The following is a 25,063-nucleotide window of genomic DNA, read 5'->3' as shown; positions in this document are numbered from 1 at the left end:
GCAGTTCGTTGTAGTGGCTGAAAAGCAAAACACAAAAGGGCGGTAGCAAGTGTAATTACTACGCCGTGTTTTAAGCGAAATGCTGTTATACTGTGCAGCAAACGACCACATTAACTAGGTTTTAGTGATGGGGTTACAGCAAATACAAAGTAAAAAAGGGAATGAAAAACACGTGATGTGTCTTGTCGTTTCCTTTGAAGCAATAAAAGGTAATTTATAAATACATGAGTGATGATCCGCATTATCAGCGCGAGAAAGAGAAGTACGAAAATCCGGTAGCAAGCCGTGAATATCTAATGAGCTTGCTAAAAGAACACGACACACCACTGTCGTTCCTTGATATCTGTAATTTAGTGAACGCTTTTGACGAAGATGCCCGTATTGGCATTCAGCGTCGACTTCGCGCTATGGAGCGAGAAGGGCAAGTACAGTTCACTAAGCAAAAAAAGTACATACTTCAAAACCGTGATGAACTGATTAAAGGCCGCATTATTGGCCATCGTGACGGTTACGGATTCTTGCGCCCTGAAGATAAAAGCGGTGATTTGTTTATCAGTGCTGGGCAAATGAACTTGTTTATGCACGACGATGTTGTTGAAGCTCGCATTAGCGGGACCGATCGACGTGGGCGCAAAGAAGCATTTGTAACTCAAGTCATTGAAGCCCGCAGCGAACCCATTGTTGGCCGCTACTTCGTTGAGCAAGGTTTTGGCATGGTTGTGCCTGATGACAGTCGTTTACAGCACGAAATTGTTATTCCACCAGAAAGCGCACACGGTGCTCGAATGGGACAAGTGGTGGTGGTTGAACTTACTCAACGTCCACGTCGCAAAATGAGTCCTGTGGGAAAAATCGTAGAAGTGCTTGGTGAGCATATGGCACCGGGGATGGAAATTGAAATGGCATTACGCACTTTCGATATTCCGCATCAGTGGCCTAAAGGTGTGACCAAACAGATTGAAAGCTTAACGGGTCAAGTACCTGATGAAGCAAAAGAAGGGCGAATTGATTTACGTCAGTTGCCCCTCGTGACCATTGATGGTGAAGATGCTCGGGATTTCGATGATGCCGTTTATTGTGAACCTCTCGATGATGGTGGCTGGCAACTGTGGGTGGCTATTGCTGATGTTAGTCATTACGTGCGCACTGGTTCTGCATTAGACGACGAAGCTCAGCAACGCGGTAACTCGGTTTATTTTCCAGACCAAGTGATTCCTATGTTGCCCGAAGTACTTTCAAATGGTCTTTGCTCACTGAACCCTGAAGTAGACAGACTGTGCATGGTGTGTGAAATGACCATCAGTGCGCAAGGCACATTAGACGAGTTTCAGTTTTATGAAGCTGTAATGAACTCTCATGCGCGCCTTACCTACACTAAGGTGTGGAATATTTTGCAGGGTGATAAGGAGCTTCATCAGCGCTATGAAGCGCATGTACCGCACCTTCGCAACTTACATGACTTGTATAGAGCGTTGAAAAAAGCGCGTGCTAAACGTGGCGCAATAGAATTTGAAACCCAAGAAGTGAAGTTTGTCTTTAATGCGCAACGTAAAATAGAAAACATCGTGCCGCTTGTACGCAATGATGCGCACAAGCTTATTGAAGAGTGCATGATCATGGCAAACGTGAGTGCGGCATTAATGCTAGAAAAGCATGAGGCGCCAGCGCTATATCGAGTACATGACAAGCCAGATGCTGACAGGCTGACTGCATTTACCAGCTACTTGGGTGAAATTGGTATTCCTCATCGCATTACTGAGGATGCAGAGCCTGCCGCCTTTACCGATGTGGTACTTAAAACGCGCGGACGTGTAGACGAAGAGCTCATTCAAACTATGTTGCTTCGCTCTATGAAACAAGCTATATATGACGGCGACAATGTCGGTCACTTTGGCTTAGCGCTTGAAGCGTATGCGCATTTCACCTCGCCTATTCGCCGTTATCCTGACCTTGTTGTGCATCGCGCCTTAAAAGGCATCATTGCTAAACAACAAGGAAAAAAAGCGGTAAGTGGTGCGAAAAACTACACTATTGATGAAATTGAGCAGCTGGGAGAGCAATGCTCGATGACAGAACGTCGCGCTGACGACGCTACCCGCGATGTTGCAGACTGGCTCAAATGCGAGTTTATGCTCGACCACGTCGGCGATATCTTTGAAGGCGTTGTTAGTTCAGTAACCAACTTTGGCTTGTTTATCCGTTTAACCGAATACCATATTGATGGCTTAGTGCACATTACCTCGTTAGACGATGATTTCTACCACTATGACGATGTGAAACAAGCATTGGTAGGAGAGTCGGGGCATCGCCAATTCAGGTTGGGTGATACGGTAGAAGTGAAAGTGGCTGCGGTTAACCTTGATGAGAGAAAGATTGATTTATTGCTCGATAAGTCTATGCTGCGCGGCGCTGGCGGTAAGAAAGTAAAAGTGAAGTCTGCCAAGAAAGCATCAAGCAAAGGTAAGCGATACCACAGTGAGGCGCCAAAAGGCAAAGGCGGCGCGTCAAAACCGTCTGGCGCCCGTTCATCTGGTAAAAGCACTGGAAAAAGTGGCAAAACATTAAAGCTAAATAAAAGAGGTAAGCGTTAAATGGCGCAGCAAGAATGGTTATACGGTTTACACGCTATGCAGTCGGTTCTAGAGAAAGAGCCCGAGCGTGTAATGGAAGTATTGGTGTTGAAAGGGCGCAACGATGAGCGTTTGACGACAATTGTTAACCAAGCCCGCCGTTTCGGTATTTCTGTTCAGTTTTGCCAGCGAAAGGCACTCGACGATAAGGTAAATGGTGAGCAGCATCAAGGTGTGGTTGCTCGCGCAAAGCCTGCTCGCGTATTAGACGAAGCTGATCTGGATACAATTTTAGCGCGTGAATCTCAGCCGTTAATTCTTGTGCTAGATGGCATCACCGATCCTCACAACTTAGGTGCATGTTTGCGCACAGCCGACGGTGCTGGTGTTCACGCTGTGGTTGTGCCAAAGGATAAGTCAGCCAGTCTCAATGGTACAGTGAGAAAAGTGGCGTGCGGAGCGGCAGAAGTGGTACCGCTCATTCAAATCACCAACTTATCTAGAACGCTTAAGCACCTTCAAGAGAAGGGATTATGGGTTGTCGGTACGGCAGGCGAAACGGATAAGACCTTGTATGACGTCGATCTTAAAGGCCCAACTGCCCTCGTCATGGGTGCAGAAGGCAAAGGCATGCGCAGATTAACCAAAGAAACGTGCGATGAACTCGTTAAATTGCCCATGGCCGGCAGCGTAACAAGTTTAAACGTGTCTGTTGCCACCGGTGTATGCTTGTACGAAATCGTTAGACAGCGCGGACTTTGATCCGCGCGTTTGCGTTTAGCGACACATCTCCTCACTTCTCTTACTTTCCTTAATTTCTTACGCCTCTTTAGTTTTTCTTAATATTCTTGTCTAAAATCCGTTTTCGTTTTTGCAGGTTGTTGCGAAATGGCGACGATGTTGTGCTTTATGTATTTATTTTCGCTGCCAAGTCCCGATATTTAAGTAAATCTTATCGCTCCTTAATATTTTGTTACATTTGTTCTTGTTGAATTAATGTTAATTATGAAAGTTTATTCCTACTATGAATGTGCTCGTAACGCAGAGCTTATGTGGTTTCGATACTGAACGTTGCTTTTAAGCGCTTTTTTTTAAGTATAAAAAGCGCAAACCAGGGTTAAGGCAATATACGTAAGGTGTTGATTAGCTGGCTAATATGGGCGTTGTGTGTAGTTGCCTAATGTGCAACTTCACATTTACTCGACACGCGGGTACGTCGTTGCAACGCAGTTGCGTCGGTAGTCATGGATGAGCATTTCGTATGAGGTAACGGTAACACCTGTATGTCATCAAATAATAAAAGCGTTTCTAAAGTACGGAAAATAAAAACAGTACAGAAACACAACAAGACAGATAAACAGGAAATAAAATTGAACTCTAAGTTAAATAAGAAACACACATGTATAACGGCAGCTGCATTAGCTGTATCACTTGGCTTAACAGGTAACTCTGCAATGGCGGCAAGCGAAGGGCTTGTCAAAGTGAAAGAGAAACCACAAAACCTACAAACTGCTTTGGGTAAGCGCCTGACATTAGGCATTGATCAAGTAGTTGAGCAAGAACGCTATATCATTAAGTTCAAAGACGAGATGACAAGCGAGTACGCAACAATGTCTGTTGAAAAAGGCAACATGGCAAGCGCTAAAGCAAAAGGAAAGGCAAAACGTCCTTTCGACATTGTCACGGCGCGTTCAGAAGTTCGCAAAGCGGGTGGTGATATTAAGAAAGAGCTTAAGCAGCATAAGATGGTCGCTGCAACGATGTCTAAAGCTGCGCTTAACAAGCTTCGCAAAAACCCCAACATTGAAAGTATCGAGGTTGATGTACGTCGTAAATCAATGGCGCAATCTACGCCTTATGGTTACACAATGGTACAAGCAAACCAGTTTGGCCAGTCTGACACTCAAGCACGCAAAGTGTGTATCATTGATACTGGTTACAACTTAGGCCACCCAGATTTACCGGGTACTAACGATGGCGTAACAGGTCAAGCAAACAACAGTGCAGTAGGTAACTGGTACAACGATGGTAATGGTCATGGTACTCACGTGGCTGGCACTATCGCTGCCTATGACAACAACGAAGGGGTAGTAGGTGTATACCCTGGTGTTGATATGCATATTGTTAAAATCTTTAACGACAACGGTCAATGGACATATGCGTCAGACCTAATCGATGCGATTACACAGTGTCAGTCTGCTGGCTCAAACGTGGTAAACATGAGCTTAGGTGGTGGTAGTGCATCAACAGCAGAGCAAAATGCGATGCAGAGCTTTACTGATGCAGGCATGTTACTTGTTGCCGCTGCAGGTAATGACGGCAACAGTGCTAAGTCATATCCTGCTTCATATGATGCGGTAATGTCAGTGGCAGCGGTAGATTCAAATGAGAATCGTGCAAGCTACAGCCAATACAACAACCAAGTTGAAATTGCGGCGCCAGGTAGCGCAGTACAGTCAACTTACCCAACTAATACCTACGCATCGCTAAGTGGTACATCGATGGCAACGCCACACGTAGCAGGTGGTGCAGCATTAGTATGGAGTTATTTCCCGCAGTGCTCTAATAATCAGATTCGTAATGCATTAACGGCAACGGCGAAAGATAAGGGTAGCGCTGGACGCGACAACTTCTACGGCTATGGCTTGATGCAACTTGCTGATGCGTACAACTATCTTAATACGAATGGTTGTGCTGGTGGTGGCGGTGGTGGCGGCGGTTCAGAGCCAGGTGTTGAGCCTGTATCTGGTCAGCTTACCAATCTATCTGGTACGCGCAGAAACTGGGACCGCTACACTTGGACCATTCCTGAAGGTGTTACGCAAATGACAATTAGTACATCAGGTGGTTCTGGTGATGCGGACTTGTACGTTAAGTTTGGTTCTCAACCAGAGACCAATAGCTATGATTGTCGTCCGTACCAAAATGGCAACAACGAAGTATGCACATTTGATGCGCCAGCATCAGGTACTTGGCATATAGGTATCCGTGCTTACTCAAGCTACAGCGGATTAACCTTATCTTACTCGTATGAGTAATTATTAAACGTCTCCCTTTTAAGCCTGCTTATGCAGGCTTTTTTTTGTTTTCAATAATGGGAAGAACCGTTGCTATGAATTGGTAAATGTAAAGATTCCTTAAAGAAAAGTCAGCTTTGCAAAGATGGCGTAAAGCGGTGAACCTCTCGCTTCCCTAAAGGCCATATGGCGGTATTGTGCAAGCATTTCGGCGCAGCTTGCGCGAATTTTTTCGCGTTTAACCGTCTTTCGAAACACCTTAAGGAAATTCAATTTATGCAACTAACCACACCATCTGTGAATATGACAGTAGGTTTTAGAACAATAATATGTGGGCTTATCGTATTATTAGGGCTTAGCGCTTGTGGCGGCTCAGATAGCAGTAGTTCTGATTATACTTATGCGTATGTGCAGTTTTACAACGCATCACCTAATGGCGCAAACGTAGAAATGCGCGAAGTTGACGGCGATAGCTTTGGTTCGGCGCAATTTGGTGATACTACGTCTATGTACTCGCTAGAAAGCGGTGAATTGGAACTTGAGTTCATTCGTACCGACTCAGATGATCAAGAAGTTCTTATCGATACTATTACCGTTGATCTTCGCGAAGGTTATAAAACCTTGATTGTGATGAGTGGAGATTTTGCTGCACCGTCTTTTTCTAACTACCAATATGAAAGAAAAACGTTAGAAGACCATTTTCGTTTGTTTGCGTTATCGGTAACGGCTGATAATGCGTCATACGATTTCTATATGAGTGAGTCAGGTGACCCATTTGAAGCTGCAAATTACTTAGGAAGCGCAAACGCTGGCGACCTAGGAGAGTTTGTATTTTGGGATGCTGATGATGACAGTGACTATTTTGATGAAGGCGAGTACACAATTTATCTCACCGAGCCGGGTAGCGATGAGGTCATATTTGAATCGCAGACTATCGACTTCATCTATGAAACAGAATACGTTCTTACTTTGCGCGACGTAAGTGGTGCTATTCAAGAAGGCTTAGTTGTAGACACTATTCTTAATTCATCAACAGTAACAGCACTCACTGATGTTGAAGCTGACTCACAATATCGTATTTATAACTCGTCAAATATTGATGCAGATCTACAAGTGAGCTTTGGGGGGAATACCGACGAAGAAGATGTGAGCTTTACATTATCGGCTGGTGAGCTTTCTTCATTTACCGCCATTCGATATGGCGATTATAGAGTAACAGTGACAGACCCTTCTGGTAGTGCTACTTCACTCAATAATAAATTGATCACGTTAAATCAAGGCGAGAGCAAAGCAATACTGATTTATAACAATGACGACAAGCTTGGTGCTGCTACCTTTGTAGAAAGCGGCTTACCTCAAGCCTACGATAAAACGGTTAATTTCATCAATTTAGTTAACGATTTCGACGACGTTGACTTTTACTTAGTGCGTAATGATGAAACCATCGATACCGCTGAATACGACCTGCAAAACTTAGAATTTGGTGAAAGCGCGAGTGAGGTACTACCTTCCGACTACTACGAAGTCATAGCGGTTTACGAAGATGATAATGGCGAGCAAGTGCTGCTTGATAGAACCGCATTGTTTGGGTTTGTTGAAGAAGAAAACTACATTGTGACTGTTGAGCCCGCTGATACCGCTACAGGTTATGAAATTCGCGTGCTTTATTAATGGTTTAGTGATTTTTTATACTAATTGATAATGAGGAAAACTTTCATCTTTGCCAATTTAACTTAACTTTAAAGGGCTAGGCGCGTAAGTGTCTGGCCCTTTTTTAATGGTGTTCGAGGAGTGATAGGCCTCATGAGTGTTATTCAAGACCTTCGCACAGTATCTAACGATTGTCGTTTGTCGTTTGAAGACAAACTTCATAGTCTGCTTGAAATTGGTGCGAGGATCCTCAGCCTAGAAACGGGAATAGTGAGTAGCATCCAAGGGAAAAGCTACCAGATTGTTTCCGTGCATTCACCCGACAAATCTTTATGCGAAGGGGCAGTATTTTCGCTTTGCGACACCTACTGTGCTGACGTTGTCGCAACAGACGCTGTGGTGGCATATCACAATATTGAAGCATCACCAGGGGCGTCTCATCCTTGCTTTGAACAATATAGCTTACGAAGCTACTTAGCCTCTCCCATTAATGTAAATGGGGAGTTTTTTGGTACGGTAAATTTCTCTTCTCTTTCGGCAAGAGAAAGGCCGTTTAGCGATATAGAGTTAGATTATCTATTGCTACTTGCCTCATGGATAGGCAATGAGCTTGAGAAGCAACAGGTGATTAATAAACTTAAAGTGCAAAAAGTTGTATTAGAAGAGAGAAATTCACTGCTGCAACAAATCACTAATTTGGCAGGTGTTGGAACGTGGGAACTAAACGTTGTCTCGTATACCCTGGTTTGGTCTGAATCATTGAAAAAAATGCTTCATGTCAATAGTGATAAAGTAGTCACACCAGACTATGTAATAGGCCTCATTCAAGACCCTGAAGAGCAAAAAATCTATGTAGATAGGTTTAAGCGGACTATCAAATCAGGTGAAGATTTCACTTATCAGTTTCAAATAATAACGGATCAAGGGGAACATAAGTGGCTGGAGAGCCGTGCGCATCCAGTCATGCAAGAGGGACGCTGTCTTAAAATTATCGGCGCGACTATGGATATTACGCAACAATATCTCGATAAAGCCGCACTCAAAAGAAAAAGCGATATTGCAGAGCAGGCACTGAAAGCGCGCAGCGAATTCTTAGCGAATATGAGTCACGAAATTCGTACGCCCATTCACGGAGTTCAGGGCATGTTAGAGGCGCTCGCCTCCACAGCGCTCAGTACAAAACAACTAGAATACACTGAGGTGGCCACAAAGAGTGCCGATTCACTATTGGGCATAGTAAACGACATCCTCGATTTTTCAAAAATTGACTCTGGTAATATGCCATTTGAAAACGAACCCACGGATTTATCATGTGTTATTGATGAGCAAGTCCCGATGTTCAAGCGTCTGGCAGAGCGCAAATCGTTAGCATTACACGTTAATACCAGAGCGCTTCATGGGAAACGCTTTATGGTGGATAAGTTAAGAGCGAGTCAGGTGATCATTAACCTTCTCAACAACGCCATAAAATTTACCGAAAGTGGTGAAATAAAACTCGACGCTCGGTGTGTTCATTACGGTGAAGGACAATTTAAAGTAAAAATTATTGTCGCAGATACAGGCATTGGTATCAGTGAATACCAGCAATCGCTAATTTTTTCGCCCTTTGTTCAGGCGGAAAGCTCTACACACAAACGCTTTGGCGGTACAGGACTTGGGTTAGCAATCGTTAAACAAATCGTGAGCTACTATCAGGGCGATATCACCATTCAAAGCGAAATTGGTCAAGGAAGTACCTTCACTGTGGACGTGCTACTTAAGGATGCAATGACCTCAGACGTAAGTACAAATGAAGAAAGTGACGCTATTGCTATCGATGCCATCGTTGGGGACTTAACACAATTTAAAGCCTTAGTTGTTGAGGATAACGAGATAAATCAACTTGTCATTCAAGAACAAATGAAAGAAGTAGGGATTAAAACCGAATTTGCTTGTAACGGTAGTGAAGCGCTAGAAAAGGTAAAGCATTCGTTGGACAGAAAAAGCGCCTACAGCATTATATTAATGGACTGCAATATGCCGGTTATGGATGGACTAGAGGCGACACGCCGAATACGAAAACTAGGTGGCGAAGCGCAGGAGATACCAATATTGGCGTTAACGGCAAATGCATTAGTCGGCGATAAAGAAAAATGCTTGAATTCTGGCATGGATGACTTCATATCAAAACCTGTTGGAGCGAGTCGGTTAAAATCGTGTATTTATAAGCACCTAAGTAGACACATTGAATCAACAGAAAACGCGCTAAAAAGTTCTGCTTGATAACCTGTGACGTGGTTATTGGCCCCGACTTTTAGTTGGGGCTTTTTTATTGGTCACATAGTTTAAAAATAATTCAATTTACCGCTATCACTTCAAAAAGTTTTCTGTTATTATTTCGCGCCCTTTTTATGGGGGTATGTACATAAAAGCAACGATATCCAGTTGTTTTTAGCAGCACTAACGACTCGGGAGAGTCTTAATTTTTAAGAGCGGAGCACTAACATGATCCAAATGCAAACTAACCTGGACGTTGCAGACAACAGCGGCGCTCGCAGGGTTCAGTGTATTAAGGTTCTTGGTGGCTCGCATCGCCGTTATGCAGGTATCGGTGACATCATCAAAGTTACTGTTAAGGAAGCAATTCCTCGCGGTAAAGTTAAAAAAGGTGACGTACTGAACGCAGTGGTGGTGCGTACTAGAAAAGGCGTTCGTCGTGCAGATGGTTCTACCATCCGTTTTGACGGTAACGCGGCTGTTATGCTTAATGCAAACAAGCAACCAATTGGTACGCGTATCTTTGGCCCGGTTACCCGTGAGTTGAGAAGTGAAAACTTCATGAAAATCATCTCATTGGCCCCAGAGGTACTATAAGGAGTCACGATAATGGCTAATAAAATTCGTCGTGATGATGAAGTAGTCGTATTAGCGGGTAAAGACAAAGGCAAACAAGGCAAAGTCCTTAAAGTGCTTATTGCTGATAACCGTGTAATTGTAGAAGGTGTAAATCTTGTCAAGAAGCACACTAAGCCAAACCCACAACTGGGCGTAGCTGGTGGCATTGTTGAGAAAGAAGCTTCTATTCACGTTTCTAATGTTGCGATTGTTAACCCGGCAACGGGCAAAGCAGATCGCGTTGGTTTCCGTTTCGAAGATGAGAAGAAAGTACGTTTCTTCAAGTCTAACGGCGAACTTGTTTAATTATATTGGAGAGTACGATGGCGAAACTGCATGATTTCTATAAAGAAACAGTAGTAGCTGAACTTGCTAAGCAGTTCGGATACAAAAGCGTCATGCAAGTCCCTCGGATTGAAAAAATCACTCTAAACATGGGTTTAGGTGAAGCAGTTGCTGACAAAAAGGTACTTGAGAATGCTCAAGCTGACATGACGGCTATCGCCGGTCAGAAGCCTGTTGTTACAGTTGCAAGAAAATCAGTAGCGGGTTTTAAAATCCGTGAAGGTTATCCGATTGGCTGTAAAGTAACCCTACGTGGCGAGCGTATGTGGGAATTCCTAGAGCGTTTGATTTCAATCGCTATCCCGCGTATCCGCGATTTCCGTGGTTTGAACCCAAAATCATTCGACGGTCGTGGTAACTACAGCATGGGCGTGCGTGAACAAATCATTTTCCCTGAAATCGATTTCGATAAAGTGGATAAAGTTCGTGGTATGGATATTACTATCACTACCAGTGCGAGCTCTAATGAAGAAGCACGTGCTCTGCTGGACGCGTTTAACTTCCCATTCAAAAAGTAAGGGTGTAGGGTTATGGCAAAAGAATCAATGAAGGCACGTGAAGCTAAGCGTACTAAGCTTGTAGCTAAGTATGCTGAAAAGCGCGCCGCACTTAAAGCGATTATCAGCGATGTTAACGTTTCTGAAGAAGAGCGTTGGGACGCTGTTCTGAAGCTACAACAACTGCCACGTGACTCAAGTGCATCACGTCAACGTAACCGTTGTCGTGTAACTGGTCGTCCACATGGTTACCTACGCAAATTCGGTCTTAGCCGTATCAAGCTTCGCGAAGCTGCGATGCGCGGTGAAGTCCCTGGCCTTAAGAAAGCCAGCTGGTAAGGAGTAGCTGATAATGAGCATGCAAGATCCTATCGCGGATATGTTTACCCGCATCCGTAACGGCCAGATGGCACAGAAAGTTTCTGTAACTATGCCTTCTTCAAAACTTCGCGTTGCAATCTGTGAAGTATTGAAAGCAGAAGGTTACATTGCAGACTTCACTGCTGCTGGTGACGTTAAGCCTGTTTTAGAAGTTACGCTTAAGTACTTCGAAGGCAAGCAAGTAATTGACACTATCGAACGTGTAAGCCGTCCTGGTCTGCGCATCTATAAGAAAAAAGATGAGCTTCCAAAGGTTATGGGTGGTTTAGGCATCGCTATCGTGTCGACTTCTAAAGGTGTGATGACTGACCGTGCAGCGCGTAACGCTGGCATGGGCGGTGAGATCATCGGTTATGTAGCATAACGGAGGAGTTGAAATGTCACGTATAGCAAAAGCCCCAGTAGACGTTGTATCAGGTGTAGAAGTTTCTATCTCTGGTCAAGAAGTTACTGTTAAAGGTAGTAAAGGCACTTTGACTCGCGTTTTTAATGACGCTGTTGAAATTGCACAGGAAGATAACCAGTTGAAAGCACTTCCACGTGAAGGCTTTGCAAACAATTGGGCACAAGCAGGTACTGCTCGTTCTATCCTAAATGCAATGGTTCAAGGTGTTTCACAAGGTTTCGAGAAAAAACTTACATTGTTAGGTGTTGGTTACCGTGCACAAGCACAAGGTGCCAAACTAAACCTTACTCTAGGTTTCTCTCACCCTGTAGTATACGAAATGCCAGAAGGCATTACGGTTGAAACTCCTAGCCAAACTGAAATCGTCGTGAAAGGCGCCGATAAGCAGGTGGTTGGTCAGGTTGCGGCGAACATTCGTGGTTACCGTCCACCAGAGCCTTACAAAGGCAAAGGTGTTCGTTATGCTGACGAAAACGTACGTCGTAAAGAAGCTAAGAAAAAGTAGGTGGGTGATACGATGGATAAGAAAACAGCTCGCATTCGTCGCGCTACTCGCGCACGTGCAAAAATTCGTGAACTGGCCGCGCATCGCTTGGTAGTAAACCGTACACCTCGCCACATCTACGCTCAGTTAATCGCTCCTTGCGGTTCTGAAGTGTTGGCTGCAGCTTCAACTGTTGAGAAAGATCTTGCAAAAGGTCTTAAGTCTACAGGTAACGCTGAAGCAGCGACGGTAGTCGGTAAAGCAATCGCAGAGCGCGCACTTGAGAAAGGCATTAAAGCAGTGGCTTTCGATCGTAGTGGTTTCCAATACCACGGTCGCGTTAAAGCATTAGCTGATGCAGCTCGCGAAGCTGGTCTTCAGTTCTAGGAGTTTATAATGGCTAAACAAGACGTTCAAAATGGTGAATTTCTAGAGAAATTGATCGCTGTAAACCGCGTTTCTAAAGTGGTTAAAGGTGGTCGTATCTTTAGTTTCACTGCATTGACAGTAGTGGGTGACGGTAACGGTCGCGTTGGTTTTGGTTACGGTAAGGCACGTGAAGTACCTGCTGCAATCCAAAAAGCAATGGAAAAGGCACGTCGCAACATGGTTGACGTAGACCTTAACGGTCACACGTTACAGCACCCTATTAAAGGTCGTCACTCTGGCTCTAAAGTTTACATGCAGCCAGCATCAGAAGGTACCGGTATTATTGCTGGTGGTGCGATGCGTGCAGTACTTGAAGTAGCTGGTGTACAAAACGTACTTTCAAAATGTTACGGCTCTACAAACCCAATCAACGTTGTACGTGCAACAATCAACGCGCTGACAGAAATGAACAGCCCGGCGAAAGTTGCTGCTAAGCGTGGATTGTCTGTAGAAGAAATTTTGGGGTAATCAGACATGGCAACGATTAAAGTAAAGCAAACTAAAAGTGCAATTGGCCGTCTGCCAAAGCACAAAGCTACGCTTAAAGGTTTAGGCCTTCGTAAAATCAACCATGTTCGTGAACTGGAAGATACCCCAGCCGTACGTGGCATGATCAACCGTGTATATTACATGGTTGAGATCGTGGAGGAGTAAGACATGCGTTTAAATACAATTTCTCCAGCCGAAGGTTCAAAGCCTACTGGTAAGCGTTCTGGTCGTGGTATCGGCTCAGGTCTTGGTAAAACAGGTGGCGTAGGTCACAAAGGTCAAAAAAGCCGTTCAGGTGGCCGTGTTAAGCCAGGATTCGAAGGTGGTCAGATGCCTATCCAGCGTCGTCTTCCTAAGTTCGGTTTCACTTCACGCAAGAGCTTTGTTACTGATCAAGTAACTCTTGCTGAAATCGCAAAGGTTGATGGTGATACAGCGTCTCTTGAGACTTTAAAAGCAGCTGGTATCGTTAAGAAAGAAATCCAGTTCGTTAAAGTTGTTAAGAGCGGTGAAGTATCACGCGCTGTTACAGTAAGCGGGTTAAAGGTTACTAAAGGCGCTAAAGAAGCGATTGAAGCTGCTGGCGGTAAAGTAGAGGAATAAGCTAGATGGCTAAACCAGGATTGGATTCAGGCGCTAAAAGCGGCTTGAGTGAGCTCAAAGCAAGATTGTTGTTCGTACTTGGTGCGATTGTTGTTTTCAGACTAGGTTCTTACGTTCCTATCCCTGGCATCGATCCAGCTGTACTTGCTGACTTGTTCGAGCAACAAAAAGGCACCATTGTAGAAATGTTCAACATGTTCTCTGGTGGTGCGCTTGAGCGTGCATCCGTTCTGGCTTTGGGCATTATGCCATACATTACTGCATCCATTATCATGCAGTTGCTCTCGGTGGTTCACCCACCGATGGTGGAGCTTAAAAAAGAAGGCGAAGCAGGCCGTCGTAAAATTAGCCAGTACACGCGTTACCTAACGCTAGTATTGGCTATCTTCCAATCAATTGGTATTTCGACTGGTTTGCCTAACCTGATTAATGGATTGGTGATAAACCCTGGCTTCGGATTCTACTTCACGGCAGTAGTGAGTCTAGTCACAGGAACTATGTTCCTAATGTGGTTAGGTGAGCAAATTACCGAACGAGGTATTGGTAACGGTATCTCTATATTGATTTTTGCTGGTATTGTTGCCGGTCTGCCAACAGCGATAGGTCAGACTGCGGAACAAGCAAGGCAGGGCGACATTAATATGTTGTTCCTACTGTTGATTGGCGTCATTGTTATCGCTCTTACATACCTAGTTGTATTTGTAGAGCGCGGACAGCGCAGAATTGTGGTAAACTACGCGAAACGTCAGCAAGGCCGTCAGGTTTTTGCTGCGCAAAGCACCCATTTACCGCTAAAAGTCAACATTGCTGGTGTAATTCCACCAATCTTTGCTTCTAGCATTATTCTGTTCCCGGGTACTATCGCAGGATGGTTCGGACAGAATGAATCAACAGCGTGGTTGCAAGATGTAGCGCTTATGCTATCTCCTGGTCAGCCGCTGTACGTGATGTTATATGCAGCAGCGATTATCTTCTTCTGCTTCTTCTACACGGCGTTGGTTTTCAACCCGCGTGATACAGCAGATAACTTGAAGAAGTCTGGTGCGTTCATCCCTGGTATTCGTCCAGGTGAACAAACGTCGCGTTACATTGACAAGGTAATGACTCGCCTTACACTGGCTGGCGCACTGTACATAACCTTTATTTGTTTAGTGCCTGAATTCATGCTAATTGCTTGGAATGTGCCGTTCTACTTCGGTGGTACGTCGCTTCTCATTATCGTAGTAGTTATCATGGACTTTATGGCACAAGTACAGACACATTTGATGAGTAGTCAATATGAGTCTGTGCTGAAAAAAGCTAACCTTAAAGGCTACGGCCGATAAGTTAGCCCCTTAATTTTGAAAGAAAGGGGAGTGATGTAATGAAAGTTCGTGCATCAGTAAAAAAGATTTGCCGTAATTGTAAAGTTATCAAGCGCAACGGTGTTGTGCGTGTAATTTGCAGTTCTGACCCTAAGCATAAGCAGCGTCAAGGCTAATCTAAGCGGTACAGAATATTGGCAAGACTGTAAGCAGAACCTGACAATACTTATCAGGTTCTGCAGTTTTGCTTTGTAGTATTCTGAACCTTTATTTGCAATTTAGTCGACGGGTAAGTATCCTATCGGGCTTTTTAGGTCGTCGACAAATAAACAAGAGGAGTGCTGTTAATGGCCCGTATCGCTGGCATTAACATTCCTGAGCACAAGCATGCTGTAATCGCTATCCAAGCGATCTATGGTATCGGTCCCACACGTGCGAAAAGCATCTGTGCGGGCGCTGGTGTTGCAGAAGATACAAAAATCAAAGAGCTAGACGAAGCTACTATTGATAAGCTTCGTGACGAAGTGGCTAAGTTCACCGTTGAAGGTGACCTACGCCGTGAAGTCTCTATGAGCATCAAACGTTTGATGGACCTGGGTTGCTTCCGTGGTATTCGCCACCGTCGTAGCTTGCCTCTACGTGGTCAGCGCACTAAAACTAATGCGCGTACCCGTAAAGGTCCTCGTAAGCCAATTAAGAAGTAAGCGGGGAGTAAGTTATGGCTAAAGCACCAGCTCGTAGCACGCGTAAACGCGCTAAACGTCAGGTTGCAGACGGTATGGCTCATATCCATGCGTCTTTCAACAACACAATTGTGACTATTACAGACCGTCAAGGCAATGCACTAGCATGGGCGACATCTGGTGGTTCAGGTTTCCGTGGTTCACGTAAATCTACCCCTTTTGCTGCACAGGTAGCTGCTGAGCGTGCAGGTGTTGCTGCACAAGAATACGGTCTTAAGAACCTTGAAGTTTTCGTTAAAGGTCCAGGTCCAGGCCGTGAGTCTGCGATCCGTGCTCTTAACGCTACAGGTTATAAGATCACAAACATTACCGATGTGACCCCAATTCCTCACAACGGTTGTCGTCCACCGAAAAAACGTCGCGTTTAATCGACGGACAGTTGGAGAAAGATCATGGCAAGATATTTGGGTCCTAAACTCAAACTTAGCCGTCGCGAAGGAACTGACTTGTTCCTTAAGAGCGGCGTTCGCGCAATCGATTCTAAATGTAAAATCGATACAGCGCCTGGTCAGCACGGTGCCCGTCGTGGCCGTCTGTCTGACTATGGTGTTCAGCTGCGTGAAAAACAAAAAGTTCGTCGTATGTACGGCGTTCTGGAAAAGCAATTCCGCAACTACTATAAAGAAGCTGCACGTCTAAAAGGCAACACAGGTGAAAACTTGTTACAACTTCTAGAGCAGCGTCTTGATAACGTAGTTTACCGTATGGGTTTCGCTAGCACTCGTGCAGAAGCACGTCAGCTAGTTAGCCACAAGGCGATCATGGTAAATGGTCAAGTTGTGAACATCCCATCGTTTAACGTTTCTGCCGAAGACGTGGTTTCTGTTCGTGAAAAGGCTAAGAAGCAAGCGCGTATCGTTGCTGCTTTGGAACTGGCTGACCAACGTGAGAAGCCAACCTGGATTGAAGTAGACAGCAGCAAAATGGAAGGCACTTTCAAGCGCGTTCCTGAAAGAACTGACCTGTCTGCGGAAATTAACGAACAGTTGATCGTCGAACTTTACTCTAAGTAAAGCTAACTAAAGAGGAAGCATTGTGGGTTCTGTGACTGAATTCCTAAAACCGAGATTAGTAGAGATCGAAAACGTTTCTCCTACTCGTGCCAAAGTAACTTTGGAACCACTAGAGCGCGGCTTTGGCCATACTCTAGGTAACGCCCTACGTCGTATCTTACTGTCATCTATGCCAGGATGTGCAGTTACCGAAGTAGAAATTGATGGCGTTCTTCACGAGTACAGCACCAAAGAAGGTGTACAAGAAGACGTAATCGAAATCTTGCTTAATCTAAAAGGTTTAGCGGTTCGCCTTGAAGGTAAAACTGAGGCAACCCTAACTCTAGTGAAATCTGGCGCTGGCCCTGTTGTTGCTGGTGATATTCAGCATGATGGCGACGTAGAAATTACAAACCCTGATCACGTTATTTGTACTTTGACTGGCGAAGCTGAAATCAGCATGCGCATCAAAGTAGAAATGGGTCGCGGTTATGTACCAGCTTCTACCCGTCGCTCCTCTGAAGAAGATGATCGTCCAATTGGTCGTTTGTTAGTTGATGCTTCATACAGCCCAGTTGAACGTATTGCTTACAGTGTAGAGTCTGCGCGTGTTGAACAACGCACAGACCTAGACAAACTTATCATCGACATGGAGACGAACGGTACTTTGGATCCTGAAGAAGCGATCCGCCGTTCTGCTACTATCCTAGCTGAACAGCTAGATGCATTCGTAGACCTACGTGATGTATCTGAGCCAGAAGCGAAAGAAGAGAAGCCAGAATTCGATCCGATTCTGCTTCGTCCAGTAGATGACCTTGAGCTGACAGTACGTTCTGCGAACTGTTTGAAAGCAGAAGCTATCCAGTACATTGGTGACCTGGTACAGCGCACTGAGGTTGAGCTACTTAAAACGCCAAACCTTGGTAAGAAATCGCTAACTGAAATCAAAGATGTTCTAGCATCTCGTGGTCTTTCTCTAGGCATGCGCCTAGAAAACTGGCCGCCAGAGAGCATCGCTGAAAAAGATTAATCAGGTTTTTATCAAACTGATTTGTAGAGAAGGATAAAACTATGCGCCATCGTAAGAGTGGTCGTCAGTTGAATCGCAACAGCAGCCATCGTCAAGCTATGTTCAAAAACATGGCCGGTTCTTTGGTCAAGCACGAAGTGATCAAAACTACGTTACCAAAAGCGAAAGAATTACGTCGCGTAATCGAGCCTCTAATCACTATGGCTAAAGAAGACAGCGTTGCAAACCGCCGTCTAGCTTTCGCCCGCACTGGTGACAAAGAGGTTGTAGGTAAACTATTCAACGAGCTTGGTCCTCGTTACGAAGCTCGTCCAGGCGGTTACACTCGCATTCTTAAATGCGGTTTCCGTGCTGGCGACAATGCCCCAATGGCATATGTTGAGCTAGTTGACCGTCCAGTTGTAGAAGCTGAAGAAGAAGCAGTAGAAGCAACTGAAGAGTAATTGATACTCGATTAGAAAAAGGGGCCTGAGTGAGAACTCAGGCCCCTTTTTTTATGTTCTAACATTACGGCGTGTAGAGAGCGATTCTTTAAGTTTTCTAATTTAAATCGAAGGTATGCTTAACAAAGTGGTAACACATCTAAGCTATCAATAATGACGTAATCTGATAGTATCTATGTCTTAAAAGGATAATTATAAACCGTGTTGTTTTTTGCTTAAGTTGCATTGTTTGCCGAGTTCTTCTAGGAGAGAAAGATGGTAGTTTTGTGCGCGTTGGACCCATATAACCTCATCCAACGTATTTTTCATGAATCTTCTTTAAAATTTGTACCCACCTTAGATGATTTACAGAGTCACCAAAATAACAATATTTTTCTTGCAGAAAGCGAAGAAACGTTACTGGAGTTACTTTCAGCTAATACGGGAGCTAGTTTGGGTATTTTGATTCCTCCTACTGAACTTTTGATATCCGAAACACTAAATTCACCAGGCAGCCTAAAACTCGAAAATGTATCAGATACACTTAGTCGTGTATTAAAGCTCCAAACCCAGAATAGACTAAGAGTCTCGTTTATACCTCTTTGCAGTCTTTGTGGTACAGAAAGCGAAATCCCAGATATAGCAGCCCAGTTTAATGTTACAGAGGTTTTAGCCAACATTGATAGCCATCAGTTGTTGCTGTCTAATTATGTTTTAAACACGAATGCAGAGTTGAAAAAGTTAGACAAACGCATAAAGGCTTCGTTGCGTTTTCCACACAGAGATATTCTACCAACATTGGACGTTAAGGAAGTCATAGAGTGTAAGCGTCAGGAAAAAGACGAAAAAAATAAATTAGTGTACGATAACGCCAAGTTAGTTGACGAAATTCTTAGTATACAGGAAGCGCTAGAAGTTAATATCGCTAGGCTCAAAGTTGAAGAAGATAAATTTGCTGAGTTAAAAAGACAAAGCTTTATCAAAGAATCGTCATCCAAAAAGACACTTGATGAGAGTCGTAAAGCGATGGATTTTTCTGTCGATGCTTTACTTACAATACAAGAAGAGTTAGAGATACAAATAGAATGGCGAAATCGAGAAAACGCTGCACACGATAACCTTAAGGTAAGGCATAAACAAGAATACAATAAATTTGTACAGAAGATAGCCAAGTTAGAGCGGCAGCTAGAGGATAAAGCTAGAGAGTTAAAGGAAAAGAGTCAGAGTCTGACGCTACTTGAAAAACAAAAAGACAGAGAAATAGTTAAACTAGAAGCGAAAATCAGTGAGCAAGAAGACATTGCCCATGCGCTACGAACAGAATTGGCAAAGTATCGAGTAGCAACGATGTCTCCTTATTGGCGCTTTTCTCAAAAGTTCGAGAAGCTAAGCCATGTATTAGATAGGAGAGCGACGGATCGTAATCAACAGTTGTTGGATGCAAGTCTTATTTATACAAGCGATTTATTTGACGCTAATTGGTATTTAGAGAACTACAAAGATGTTGCTGCAGTCGATGTTGATCCTGTGCAACACTATCTAAGCTATGGGGCATTTGAGGGAAGAAACCCTTCATCACGTTTTGATGGTAACTGGTACCTTCAAAGATATCCTGATGTGGCGAAAACGGGCATGAATCCGTTGCTGCACTATATCAAGCATGGACGCGAAGAGGGGCGATCCATTTCTCCTCTTATGATTTCTCATGAGAAAAGGAAGTCAAAGAAGTCATGAACAAAAAACTTTTGTGGTTAGGTTGCGGAGAAGCAAACCACTTACCTGAAAAAACACAAGACTATGAACGTAGCTATTTCTTTGAAGCCCGACAAGAAGCTCTGAACAACATTACGGAGAAATTTGAAGGCTCTGTAGAATTGGTAAATGCAGCGGTTTCAGTAAACGGTGTTTTAAATAACTTAGAAATATATTCTATTGAAGAACTAAGTTCACTAAAGAAGCCAACCGGTCTAAAAGCACTGTTTCCCGGCCTAGTTGTTGAGGAAACTAGGGAGGTCGAAGGAATAAGTCTTTCAGATTGCCTTTCTTTATGTGAAGTCTCGGGACGCGATAATACCTTGATTATTGATTTACCGTGTATTGCTGGCGAAATCATCGAGTCCCTTATCCACACACGCAATATTGAACTCTTTTCTTGTATATATGTCTCTTCAGGTATTGAAACTCTTTACGAGGGCGCCAAAACTGCAAGCGAGCTTGAATTGTTATTGAACAATGGCTACTTCGAACTAAATTCGAGTGATACTGATGACCCCGATATTCCATTATTCAAATACATGTACGATGAGCGTTTAGCCAACCTTGGTAAAGCAAGAGCGCAGCTAGAAATTGCAGAGGAACAAGCAAAGGAACTAAAAAGGTCTGTAGTCGAGCTAGAAGCCCAATTGGCCTCGAAAGATTCTGAAATAGCTCAAAACTATACTCGTTCAAAAGAATATGAAACTGAGTTAACTGCTAAGGCTCATTCTCTTGAAGAGAGTAATCAAAAAGTAGAACAGTTATATTCTGAAAATAATTCTTTAAAGAATTCGTTGGAGGTTGCAAGTAACTCTTTAAAAGATAACAGAGAAGCATTTTCTGCTCTAGAAAAAGATCTTGAAAAGGCAAATTTAGAAGCGCAAAAACGTATATCTGAAAATGAAAAACTACGCTTTCATTTACATGAGTCAGAGAGTAATGTTGACACTCTTAAGATAGAGGTTGAGACATTAAACAGTTCGATTAATTCTTTAAAAGCCAAACTAGAAACATCAAAGAATGAAATTGAATCGCTTAGGTCGCAATTAGAAACGTCAAACAGTGTGATTGAATCCCTCAATGTCAAATTAGCCGACTCTAATAGCGAAATAGAATCACTCACCTTGCAGCTAAATACTTCGGGAAACAAAATCGAAAAGTTAAGCACTGCATTGAAAGCATCAGTTGAGGAAATATCGCAGCGTAACGATAGTGCCGAAAAGGACATCCTGAAAATCAAAAAATTAGAAGACGCGCTTAAAAAATCTCAAGACAAGTGCGACGAAGTTTATTCTTGGTTTGCAAGTAGGAAAAAGCAGGTAGAAGTCCTCGAATCTCAAATCAATTCATTAAAACAGGAAAGAGACAACCTAATGGCTTCTCGTGACACTCAAAAGTCAGTAAAAGAGTTAGAAGCTAAGATAGATGCATTATTCAAAAAACAAAGCAATGAAAGCGTTGAAATAGCAAACGCATTAGGGCGCCATATAACTAAAAGCGAAACGAATACCCGCAAAGAACTATTGGCGCTAAATAAACTTCAAGATGTGCTGCACAACAAGGAACTCATTACGTATGGCTGTGGGGAGTCACTTAGTTCAGAAAGTCTCCTTTTCCTTACATCACTTATCCGATTCAACAACTACGATGTAATCATTGAATTTGGAAGCGGTACTAGCACAGCCGTAATGGCTGATGTCGTTGCATCTAAAATCATAAAAAACAAAACGCTGCATCTTGGCGATGATTCGAAGCACTCAAAAGAGCAGAATAAGCTTACTGAAATAAAAAGCGGAGATTTCAGAAGTCTACCTAACTACATTATTTCCTTCGAGCAGTCAGAAACCTTTTTGGGAAATACCTTAAATCTATTAGAAAACGCAAACTTAACGCAGTTCGTAGACCTTTGTCTTTCCCCATTAATTGATAATAAATACAGTTCTGGCGATTCTACACTGTTTTACGATTGTGAAGAGAAGCTAAGGGAAGTCAAACGTATATTTGACGAACGTAGTGCAAATATCCTCGTAATAGTTAACGGACCTCTCTTGAAAAGTAATTCAACGGATGTTCGCGGTGTCGCACTTCCATCAATTTTAGATAAGCTTTCCCTGCATGCAGTTGACTTTTTTATTGAAGAAAATAACGCTGAACTAAGTCAGAAGCTTATCGCTAGTTGGCGAACTGAAACAGAAAGAAGGGGGCTTTCTTATAGTTTTGAACAGCTTAGCGGCAGCGGAGAATCGTTGTTAGTTAAAAGTAGGCCATTGTGAGACCAATACCCTTGATTAATGCAATCAGAATCAATTGTGGTAATATACGAAAGTCGCAAATGGTATACCTTTGGGCGCAATAGAAAAAAGATATAGAGCACGAAGATGAGTAGTGAAAAGCATTTGTACATGAGAGAAGCGAACCTCTTGTTTCGAGAAGAAAAATATCAAGAGGCTGCAGAAAAATATGAGCTTGCTGGAGCAGTGTTGGGTAAACATTTGGTTGAAGTTAATCTTTGGCTTTGTAAACAGCGTGCTGCTAGTAAAAAAAGTTCACAAGGCGTGCATCAATCTCACCTCATTTATTCCGAAGAAGCACTGAGTAACCAAAAGCAACTAGAACAATCTCAGGCGCTTGTAGAAAAGTACTATAACCAAGTACAAGAGTTACGTTTTAAACTGATGGACTTAGAGAAACAATGAAAATATTAACCGTGTTCGGTACACGCCCTGAAGCGATAAAAATGGCTCCTTTAGCATTGAAACTGGCTGAAACACAGGGCCTTGACGCTAGGGTATGTGTAACCGCACAGCATAGGGAAATGCTTGATCAGGTTTTAGAGCTGTTCGAGCTGAAGCCTGATTATGATCTAGATATCATGAAGCCCGGTCAAGACTTGACAGATGTTACTACTAATATTTTGCAAGGTATGAAGCCTGTGTTAGCTGACTTTAAGCCCGACGTGGTTTTGGTGCATGGTGATACAGCTACCACTTTTGCTACAAGTCTAGCTGCGTACTACCAGCAAATAGCTGTGGGGCATGTTGAAGCTGGTCTGAGAACTGGAAACATTTATTCGCCGTGGCCGGAAGAGGCCAACCGTAAACTGACGGGGGCAATTACCACCTACCATTTCGCGCCTACAGATATCTCAAAACAAAACTTGTTGAACGAGGCAGTGGCAGAGTCTGCTATTACAGTTACGGGAAATACGGTAATTGACGCGCTTTTAAGTGTAAGTGAAAAATTCAAAACCGACGCAGCCTTAAATAGTCAAATGGCTGAAGAATTCAGTTTCTTAGATGAAAACAAGAAACTTATCCTTGTAACAGGTCATCGAAGAGAAAGCTTTGGAGGTGGTTTTGAGAGAATATGTCAAGCATTAGCCGCTACTGCCGAAGCACACCCAGAATGTCAAATTGTTTACCCTGTTCATTTGAATCCAAATGTTCAAGAGCCAGTTAATAGGTTGTTGAACGGTGTTGACAATATTACCTTGATCAAACCACAGGACTATTTGCCTTTTGTTTACCTGATGAACAAGGCGCACATCATCCTAACTGACTCTGGTGGTATCCAAGAAGAAGCGCCCTCTCTTGGTAAGCCTGTACTTGTGATGCGTGATACGACCGAACGCCCTGAGGCAGTAAAAGCTGGAACAGTAAAGTTGGTTGGAACCGATGTCGAAGTGATCAAGCAACAACTTTCCCTATTGCTTACCAACGACAAAGAATATAAAGAAATGAGCTTTGCCCATAACCCGTATGGCGATGGAAAAGCATGCGAAAAAATCATCGAAGTTTTGATGGAGAAAATAAATGGAAATTAATAAAACTGTTTGTGTTGTTGGGATGGGCTATATCGGCTTGCCAACCGCAGCACTTCTTGCAAATCGTGGCTTCCGCGTACACGGTGTAGATGTAAACAAAAAAGCAGTTGATACAATCAACAAGGGTGAAATTCACATCGTTGAACCCGAGTTGGACACATTTGTAAAATCGGCAGTGAATAGCAACATGCTTTCCGCTCATTTAGAGCCGACTGAAGCCGATATTTTCTTAGTTGCTGTACCCACGCCTTTCCATCACGACAAGCTTAATTCAGTGACAAACTCACCTATTCCAAACTTGGACTACGTAAAAAGTGCCACTCAGGCGATTGCACCGTTCGTAAAGCCAGGAAATTTGGTTTTGCTAGAGTCTACTTCACCGGTAGGCACCACTGAAATGATGGCCGCTGAGCTCGAGGCTGCAGGGGTAGACCTTTCTGAAATTCATGTTGCTCACTCACCTGAACGTGTATTGCCAGGGCAAATTATGCGTGAGCTCATTGAAAATGATCGTGTTGTTGGTGGTATTAACTCTGCCTCAACTAAGGCTGCTGCTGAATTTTATCGTACCTTCGTTGAAGGTGAGGTGTTAGAAACGACATCAAAGACAGCAGAGATGGCTAAATTAACAGAAAACGCGTTTCGTGATGTAAATATCGCATTTGCAAACGAGTTATCTATGTTATGTGATGACATGGGTATTGATGTTTATGAGTTGATTAGGCTTGCAAATCACCATCCTCGAGTCAATGTACTGCAGCCCGGTTGTGGCGTAGGCGGGCACTGTATCTCTGTCGATCCATGGTTTATCGTTAACTCTGCTAATGGCAAAGCAAAAATGACTGAGCAAGCACGCAGAACGAACGATTACAAATCTGAATGGGTTACGGAGAAAGTAAAGAATGCCGCACTCGAGTTTGAAAAAGCACAGGGTCGTCCTCCTATCATTGCATGTATGGGGCTTGCTTTTAAACCTGATATAGATGATCTGAGAGAGTCTCCGGCGCTTTACATCACGCAAAAACTAAACAAAAGCCACAATGTAATTGCTGTCGAACCCAATATTGAGGAATTTGAAGGGCTAAAGCTGGTATCTGAGGAAGAAGCGAGTAATGCTGATATTCTTGTGTACTTGGTAGCTCACAAAGAATTTAAAGCACATGCATTTAGCGAAAAGTCTATCGATTTTGCAGGCCTGTTTAAACGATAGTCCAGCATGATATCTCAAAGCCGGCTAGACGTTCTCGTT

General features: G+C 43.5%; 27 protein-coding genes. All 27 read left to right on the top strand.

Annotated elements, in window-relative coordinates:
* The first annotated feature begins 224 nt into the window (after positions 1-224).
* Positions 225-2,591 carry a ribonuclease R gene (gene rnr, locus JN178_RS17385; RefSeq protein ID WP_202262598.1) on the top strand — a complete coding sequence of 789 codons (2,367 nt, stop codon included), beginning with the start codon at positions 225-227 and terminating at the stop codon, positions 2,589-2,591.
* The gene (rlmB, locus tag JN178_RS17380; protein ID WP_159627421.1) at positions 2,592-3,332 is read left to right on the top strand and encodes a 23S rRNA (guanosine(2251)-2'-O)-methyltransferase RlmB; all 741 of its coding nucleotides are present in this window, start codon (positions 2,592-2,594) and stop codon (positions 3,330-3,332) included.
* Positions 3,333-3,940: 608 nt separating this feature from the next.
* Positions 3,941-5,608 carry a S8 family serine peptidase gene (locus tag JN178_RS17375; RefSeq protein ID WP_202262597.1) on the top strand — a complete coding sequence of 556 codons (1,668 nt, stop codon included), beginning with the start codon at positions 3,941-3,943 and terminating at the stop codon, positions 5,606-5,608.
* A gap of 255 nt (positions 5,609-5,863) precedes the next feature.
* On the top strand, positions 5,864-7,258 hold the full coding sequence (locus JN178_RS17370) for a DUF4397 domain-containing protein (protein ID WP_202262596.1): 1,395 nt from the start codon (positions 5,864-5,866) through the stop codon (positions 7,256-7,258).
* Positions 7,259-7,390: 132 nt separating this feature from the next.
* The gene (locus JN178_RS17365; RefSeq protein ID WP_202262595.1) at positions 7,391-9,499 is read left to right on the top strand and encodes a GAF domain-containing hybrid sensor histidine kinase/response regulator; all 2,109 of its coding nucleotides are present in this window, start codon (positions 7,391-7,393) and stop codon (positions 9,497-9,499) included.
* Positions 9,500-9,721: 222 nt separating this feature from the next.
* Positions 9,722-10,090, top strand: coding sequence for a 50S ribosomal protein L14 (gene rplN, locus JN178_RS17360; RefSeq protein WP_012519228.1), 369 nt, complete (start codon positions 9,722-9,724; stop codon positions 10,088-10,090).
* Between the two features lie 12 nt (positions 10,091-10,102).
* Positions 10,103-10,417 carry a 50S ribosomal protein L24 gene (gene rplX / locus JN178_RS17355; RefSeq protein WP_014950912.1) on the top strand — a complete coding sequence of 105 codons (315 nt, stop codon included), beginning with the start codon at positions 10,103-10,105 and terminating at the stop codon, positions 10,415-10,417.
* A 17-nt stretch (positions 10,418-10,434) separates the two neighbouring features.
* On the top strand, positions 10,435-10,974 hold the full coding sequence (gene rplE, locus JN178_RS17350; RefSeq protein ID WP_071816102.1) for a 50S ribosomal protein L5: 540 nt from the start codon (positions 10,435-10,437) through the stop codon (positions 10,972-10,974).
* A 12-nt stretch (positions 10,975-10,986) separates the two neighbouring features.
* The gene (rpsN, locus tag JN178_RS17345; RefSeq protein WP_105932243.1) at positions 10,987-11,292 is read left to right on the top strand and encodes a 30S ribosomal protein S14; all 306 of its coding nucleotides are present in this window, start codon (positions 10,987-10,989) and stop codon (positions 11,290-11,292) included.
* A 13-nt stretch (positions 11,293-11,305) separates the two neighbouring features.
* A complete protein-coding gene (gene rpsH, locus JN178_RS17340) occupies positions 11,306-11,698 on the top strand; it encodes a 30S ribosomal protein S8 (protein WP_202262594.1) in 393 nt (130 codons plus the stop codon).
* A gap of 13 nt (positions 11,699-11,711) precedes the next feature.
* Positions 11,712-12,245: a 50S ribosomal protein L6 gene (gene rplF, locus JN178_RS17335; RefSeq protein WP_071816101.1), complete on the top strand. Its 534-nt coding sequence runs from the start codon at positions 11,712-11,714 to the stop codon at positions 12,243-12,245.
* Between the two features lie 12 nt (positions 12,246-12,257).
* Positions 12,258-12,611, top strand: coding sequence for a 50S ribosomal protein L18 (rplR, locus tag JN178_RS17330; protein ID WP_105932260.1), 354 nt, complete (start codon positions 12,258-12,260; stop codon positions 12,609-12,611).
* A gap of 9 nt (positions 12,612-12,620) precedes the next feature.
* Complete coding sequence (gene rpsE, locus JN178_RS17325) at positions 12,621-13,121, top strand: 30S ribosomal protein S5 (protein ID WP_012519221.1); 501 nt, start codon at positions 12,621-12,623, stop codon at positions 13,119-13,121.
* A 6-nt stretch (positions 13,122-13,127) separates the two neighbouring features.
* On the top strand, positions 13,128-13,307 hold the full coding sequence (gene rpmD, locus JN178_RS17320) for a 50S ribosomal protein L30 (protein ID WP_014950907.1): 180 nt from the start codon (positions 13,128-13,130) through the stop codon (positions 13,305-13,307).
* Positions 13,308-13,310: 3 nt separating this feature from the next.
* The gene (gene rplO, locus JN178_RS17315; protein WP_049586735.1) at positions 13,311-13,745 is read left to right on the top strand and encodes a 50S ribosomal protein L15; all 435 of its coding nucleotides are present in this window, start codon (positions 13,311-13,313) and stop codon (positions 13,743-13,745) included.
* A 5-nt stretch (positions 13,746-13,750) separates the two neighbouring features.
* A complete protein-coding gene (gene secY, locus JN178_RS17310) occupies positions 13,751-15,070 on the top strand; it encodes a preprotein translocase subunit SecY (protein ID WP_159627411.1) in 1,320 nt (439 codons plus the stop codon).
* A 38-nt stretch (positions 15,071-15,108) separates the two neighbouring features.
* Complete coding sequence (gene rpmJ / locus JN178_RS17305) at positions 15,109-15,225, top strand: 50S ribosomal protein L36 (RefSeq protein WP_012519217.1); 117 nt, start codon at positions 15,109-15,111, stop codon at positions 15,223-15,225.
* Positions 15,226-15,396: 171 nt separating this feature from the next.
* Positions 15,397-15,753 carry a 30S ribosomal protein S13 gene (gene rpsM / locus JN178_RS17300; protein ID WP_039217822.1) on the top strand — a complete coding sequence of 119 codons (357 nt, stop codon included), beginning with the start codon at positions 15,397-15,399 and terminating at the stop codon, positions 15,751-15,753.
* Positions 15,754-15,767: 14 nt separating this feature from the next.
* Positions 15,768-16,160: a 30S ribosomal protein S11 gene (gene rpsK / locus JN178_RS17295; RefSeq protein ID WP_013786215.1), complete on the top strand. Its 393-nt coding sequence runs from the start codon at positions 15,768-15,770 to the stop codon at positions 16,158-16,160.
* Between the two features lie 24 nt (positions 16,161-16,184).
* Positions 16,185-16,805: a 30S ribosomal protein S4 gene (rpsD, locus tag JN178_RS17290; protein WP_012519214.1), complete on the top strand. Its 621-nt coding sequence runs from the start codon at positions 16,185-16,187 to the stop codon at positions 16,803-16,805.
* 19 nt (positions 16,806-16,824) lie between these two features.
* Positions 16,825-17,814: a DNA-directed RNA polymerase subunit alpha gene (locus tag JN178_RS17285; protein WP_039226687.1), complete on the top strand. Its 990-nt coding sequence runs from the start codon at positions 16,825-16,827 to the stop codon at positions 17,812-17,814.
* Between the two features lie 41 nt (positions 17,815-17,855).
* Complete coding sequence (rplQ, locus tag JN178_RS17280; protein ID WP_012519212.1) at positions 17,856-18,257, top strand: 50S ribosomal protein L17; 402 nt, start codon at positions 17,856-17,858, stop codon at positions 18,255-18,257.
* Positions 18,258-18,512: 255 nt separating this feature from the next.
* Positions 18,513-19,970, top strand: coding sequence for a hypothetical protein (locus tag JN178_RS17275; RefSeq protein WP_202262593.1), 1,458 nt, complete (start codon positions 18,513-18,515; stop codon positions 19,968-19,970).
* Positions 19,967-22,264 (top strand): hypothetical protein, encoded by a 2,298-nt coding sequence (locus JN178_RS17270; RefSeq protein WP_202262592.1) that lies wholly within the window; start codon positions 19,967-19,969, stop codon positions 22,262-22,264. The genes JN178_RS17275 and JN178_RS17270 overlap by 4 nt, the downstream gene beginning before the upstream one ends.
* A 105-nt stretch (positions 22,265-22,369) precedes the next feature.
* Positions 22,370-22,687, top strand: coding sequence for a hypothetical protein (locus JN178_RS17265; protein ID WP_202262591.1), 318 nt, complete (start codon positions 22,370-22,372; stop codon positions 22,685-22,687).
* On the top strand, positions 22,684-23,814 hold the full coding sequence (gene wecB, locus JN178_RS17260; RefSeq protein WP_202262590.1) for a non-hydrolyzing UDP-N-acetylglucosamine 2-epimerase: 1,131 nt from the start codon (positions 22,684-22,686) through the stop codon (positions 23,812-23,814). Before JN178_RS17265 ends, wecB begins: the two co-directional genes overlap by 4 nt.
* Complete coding sequence (gene wecC, locus JN178_RS17255) at positions 23,804-25,024, top strand: UDP-N-acetyl-D-mannosamine dehydrogenase (RefSeq protein WP_202262589.1); 1,221 nt, start codon at positions 23,804-23,806, stop codon at positions 25,022-25,024. Before wecB ends, wecC begins: the two co-directional genes overlap by 11 nt.
* Positions 25,025-25,063: the final 39 nt, after the last annotated feature.

This window comes from Alteromonas sp. KC3, assembly GCF_016756315.1.
Taxonomy (GTDB): domain Bacteria; phylum Pseudomonadota; class Gammaproteobacteria; order Enterobacterales; family Alteromonadaceae; genus Alteromonas.
The sequence above is the reverse complement of the archived record's forward strand: the minus strand, read 5'-3'. Positions and strand labels throughout refer to the sequence as shown.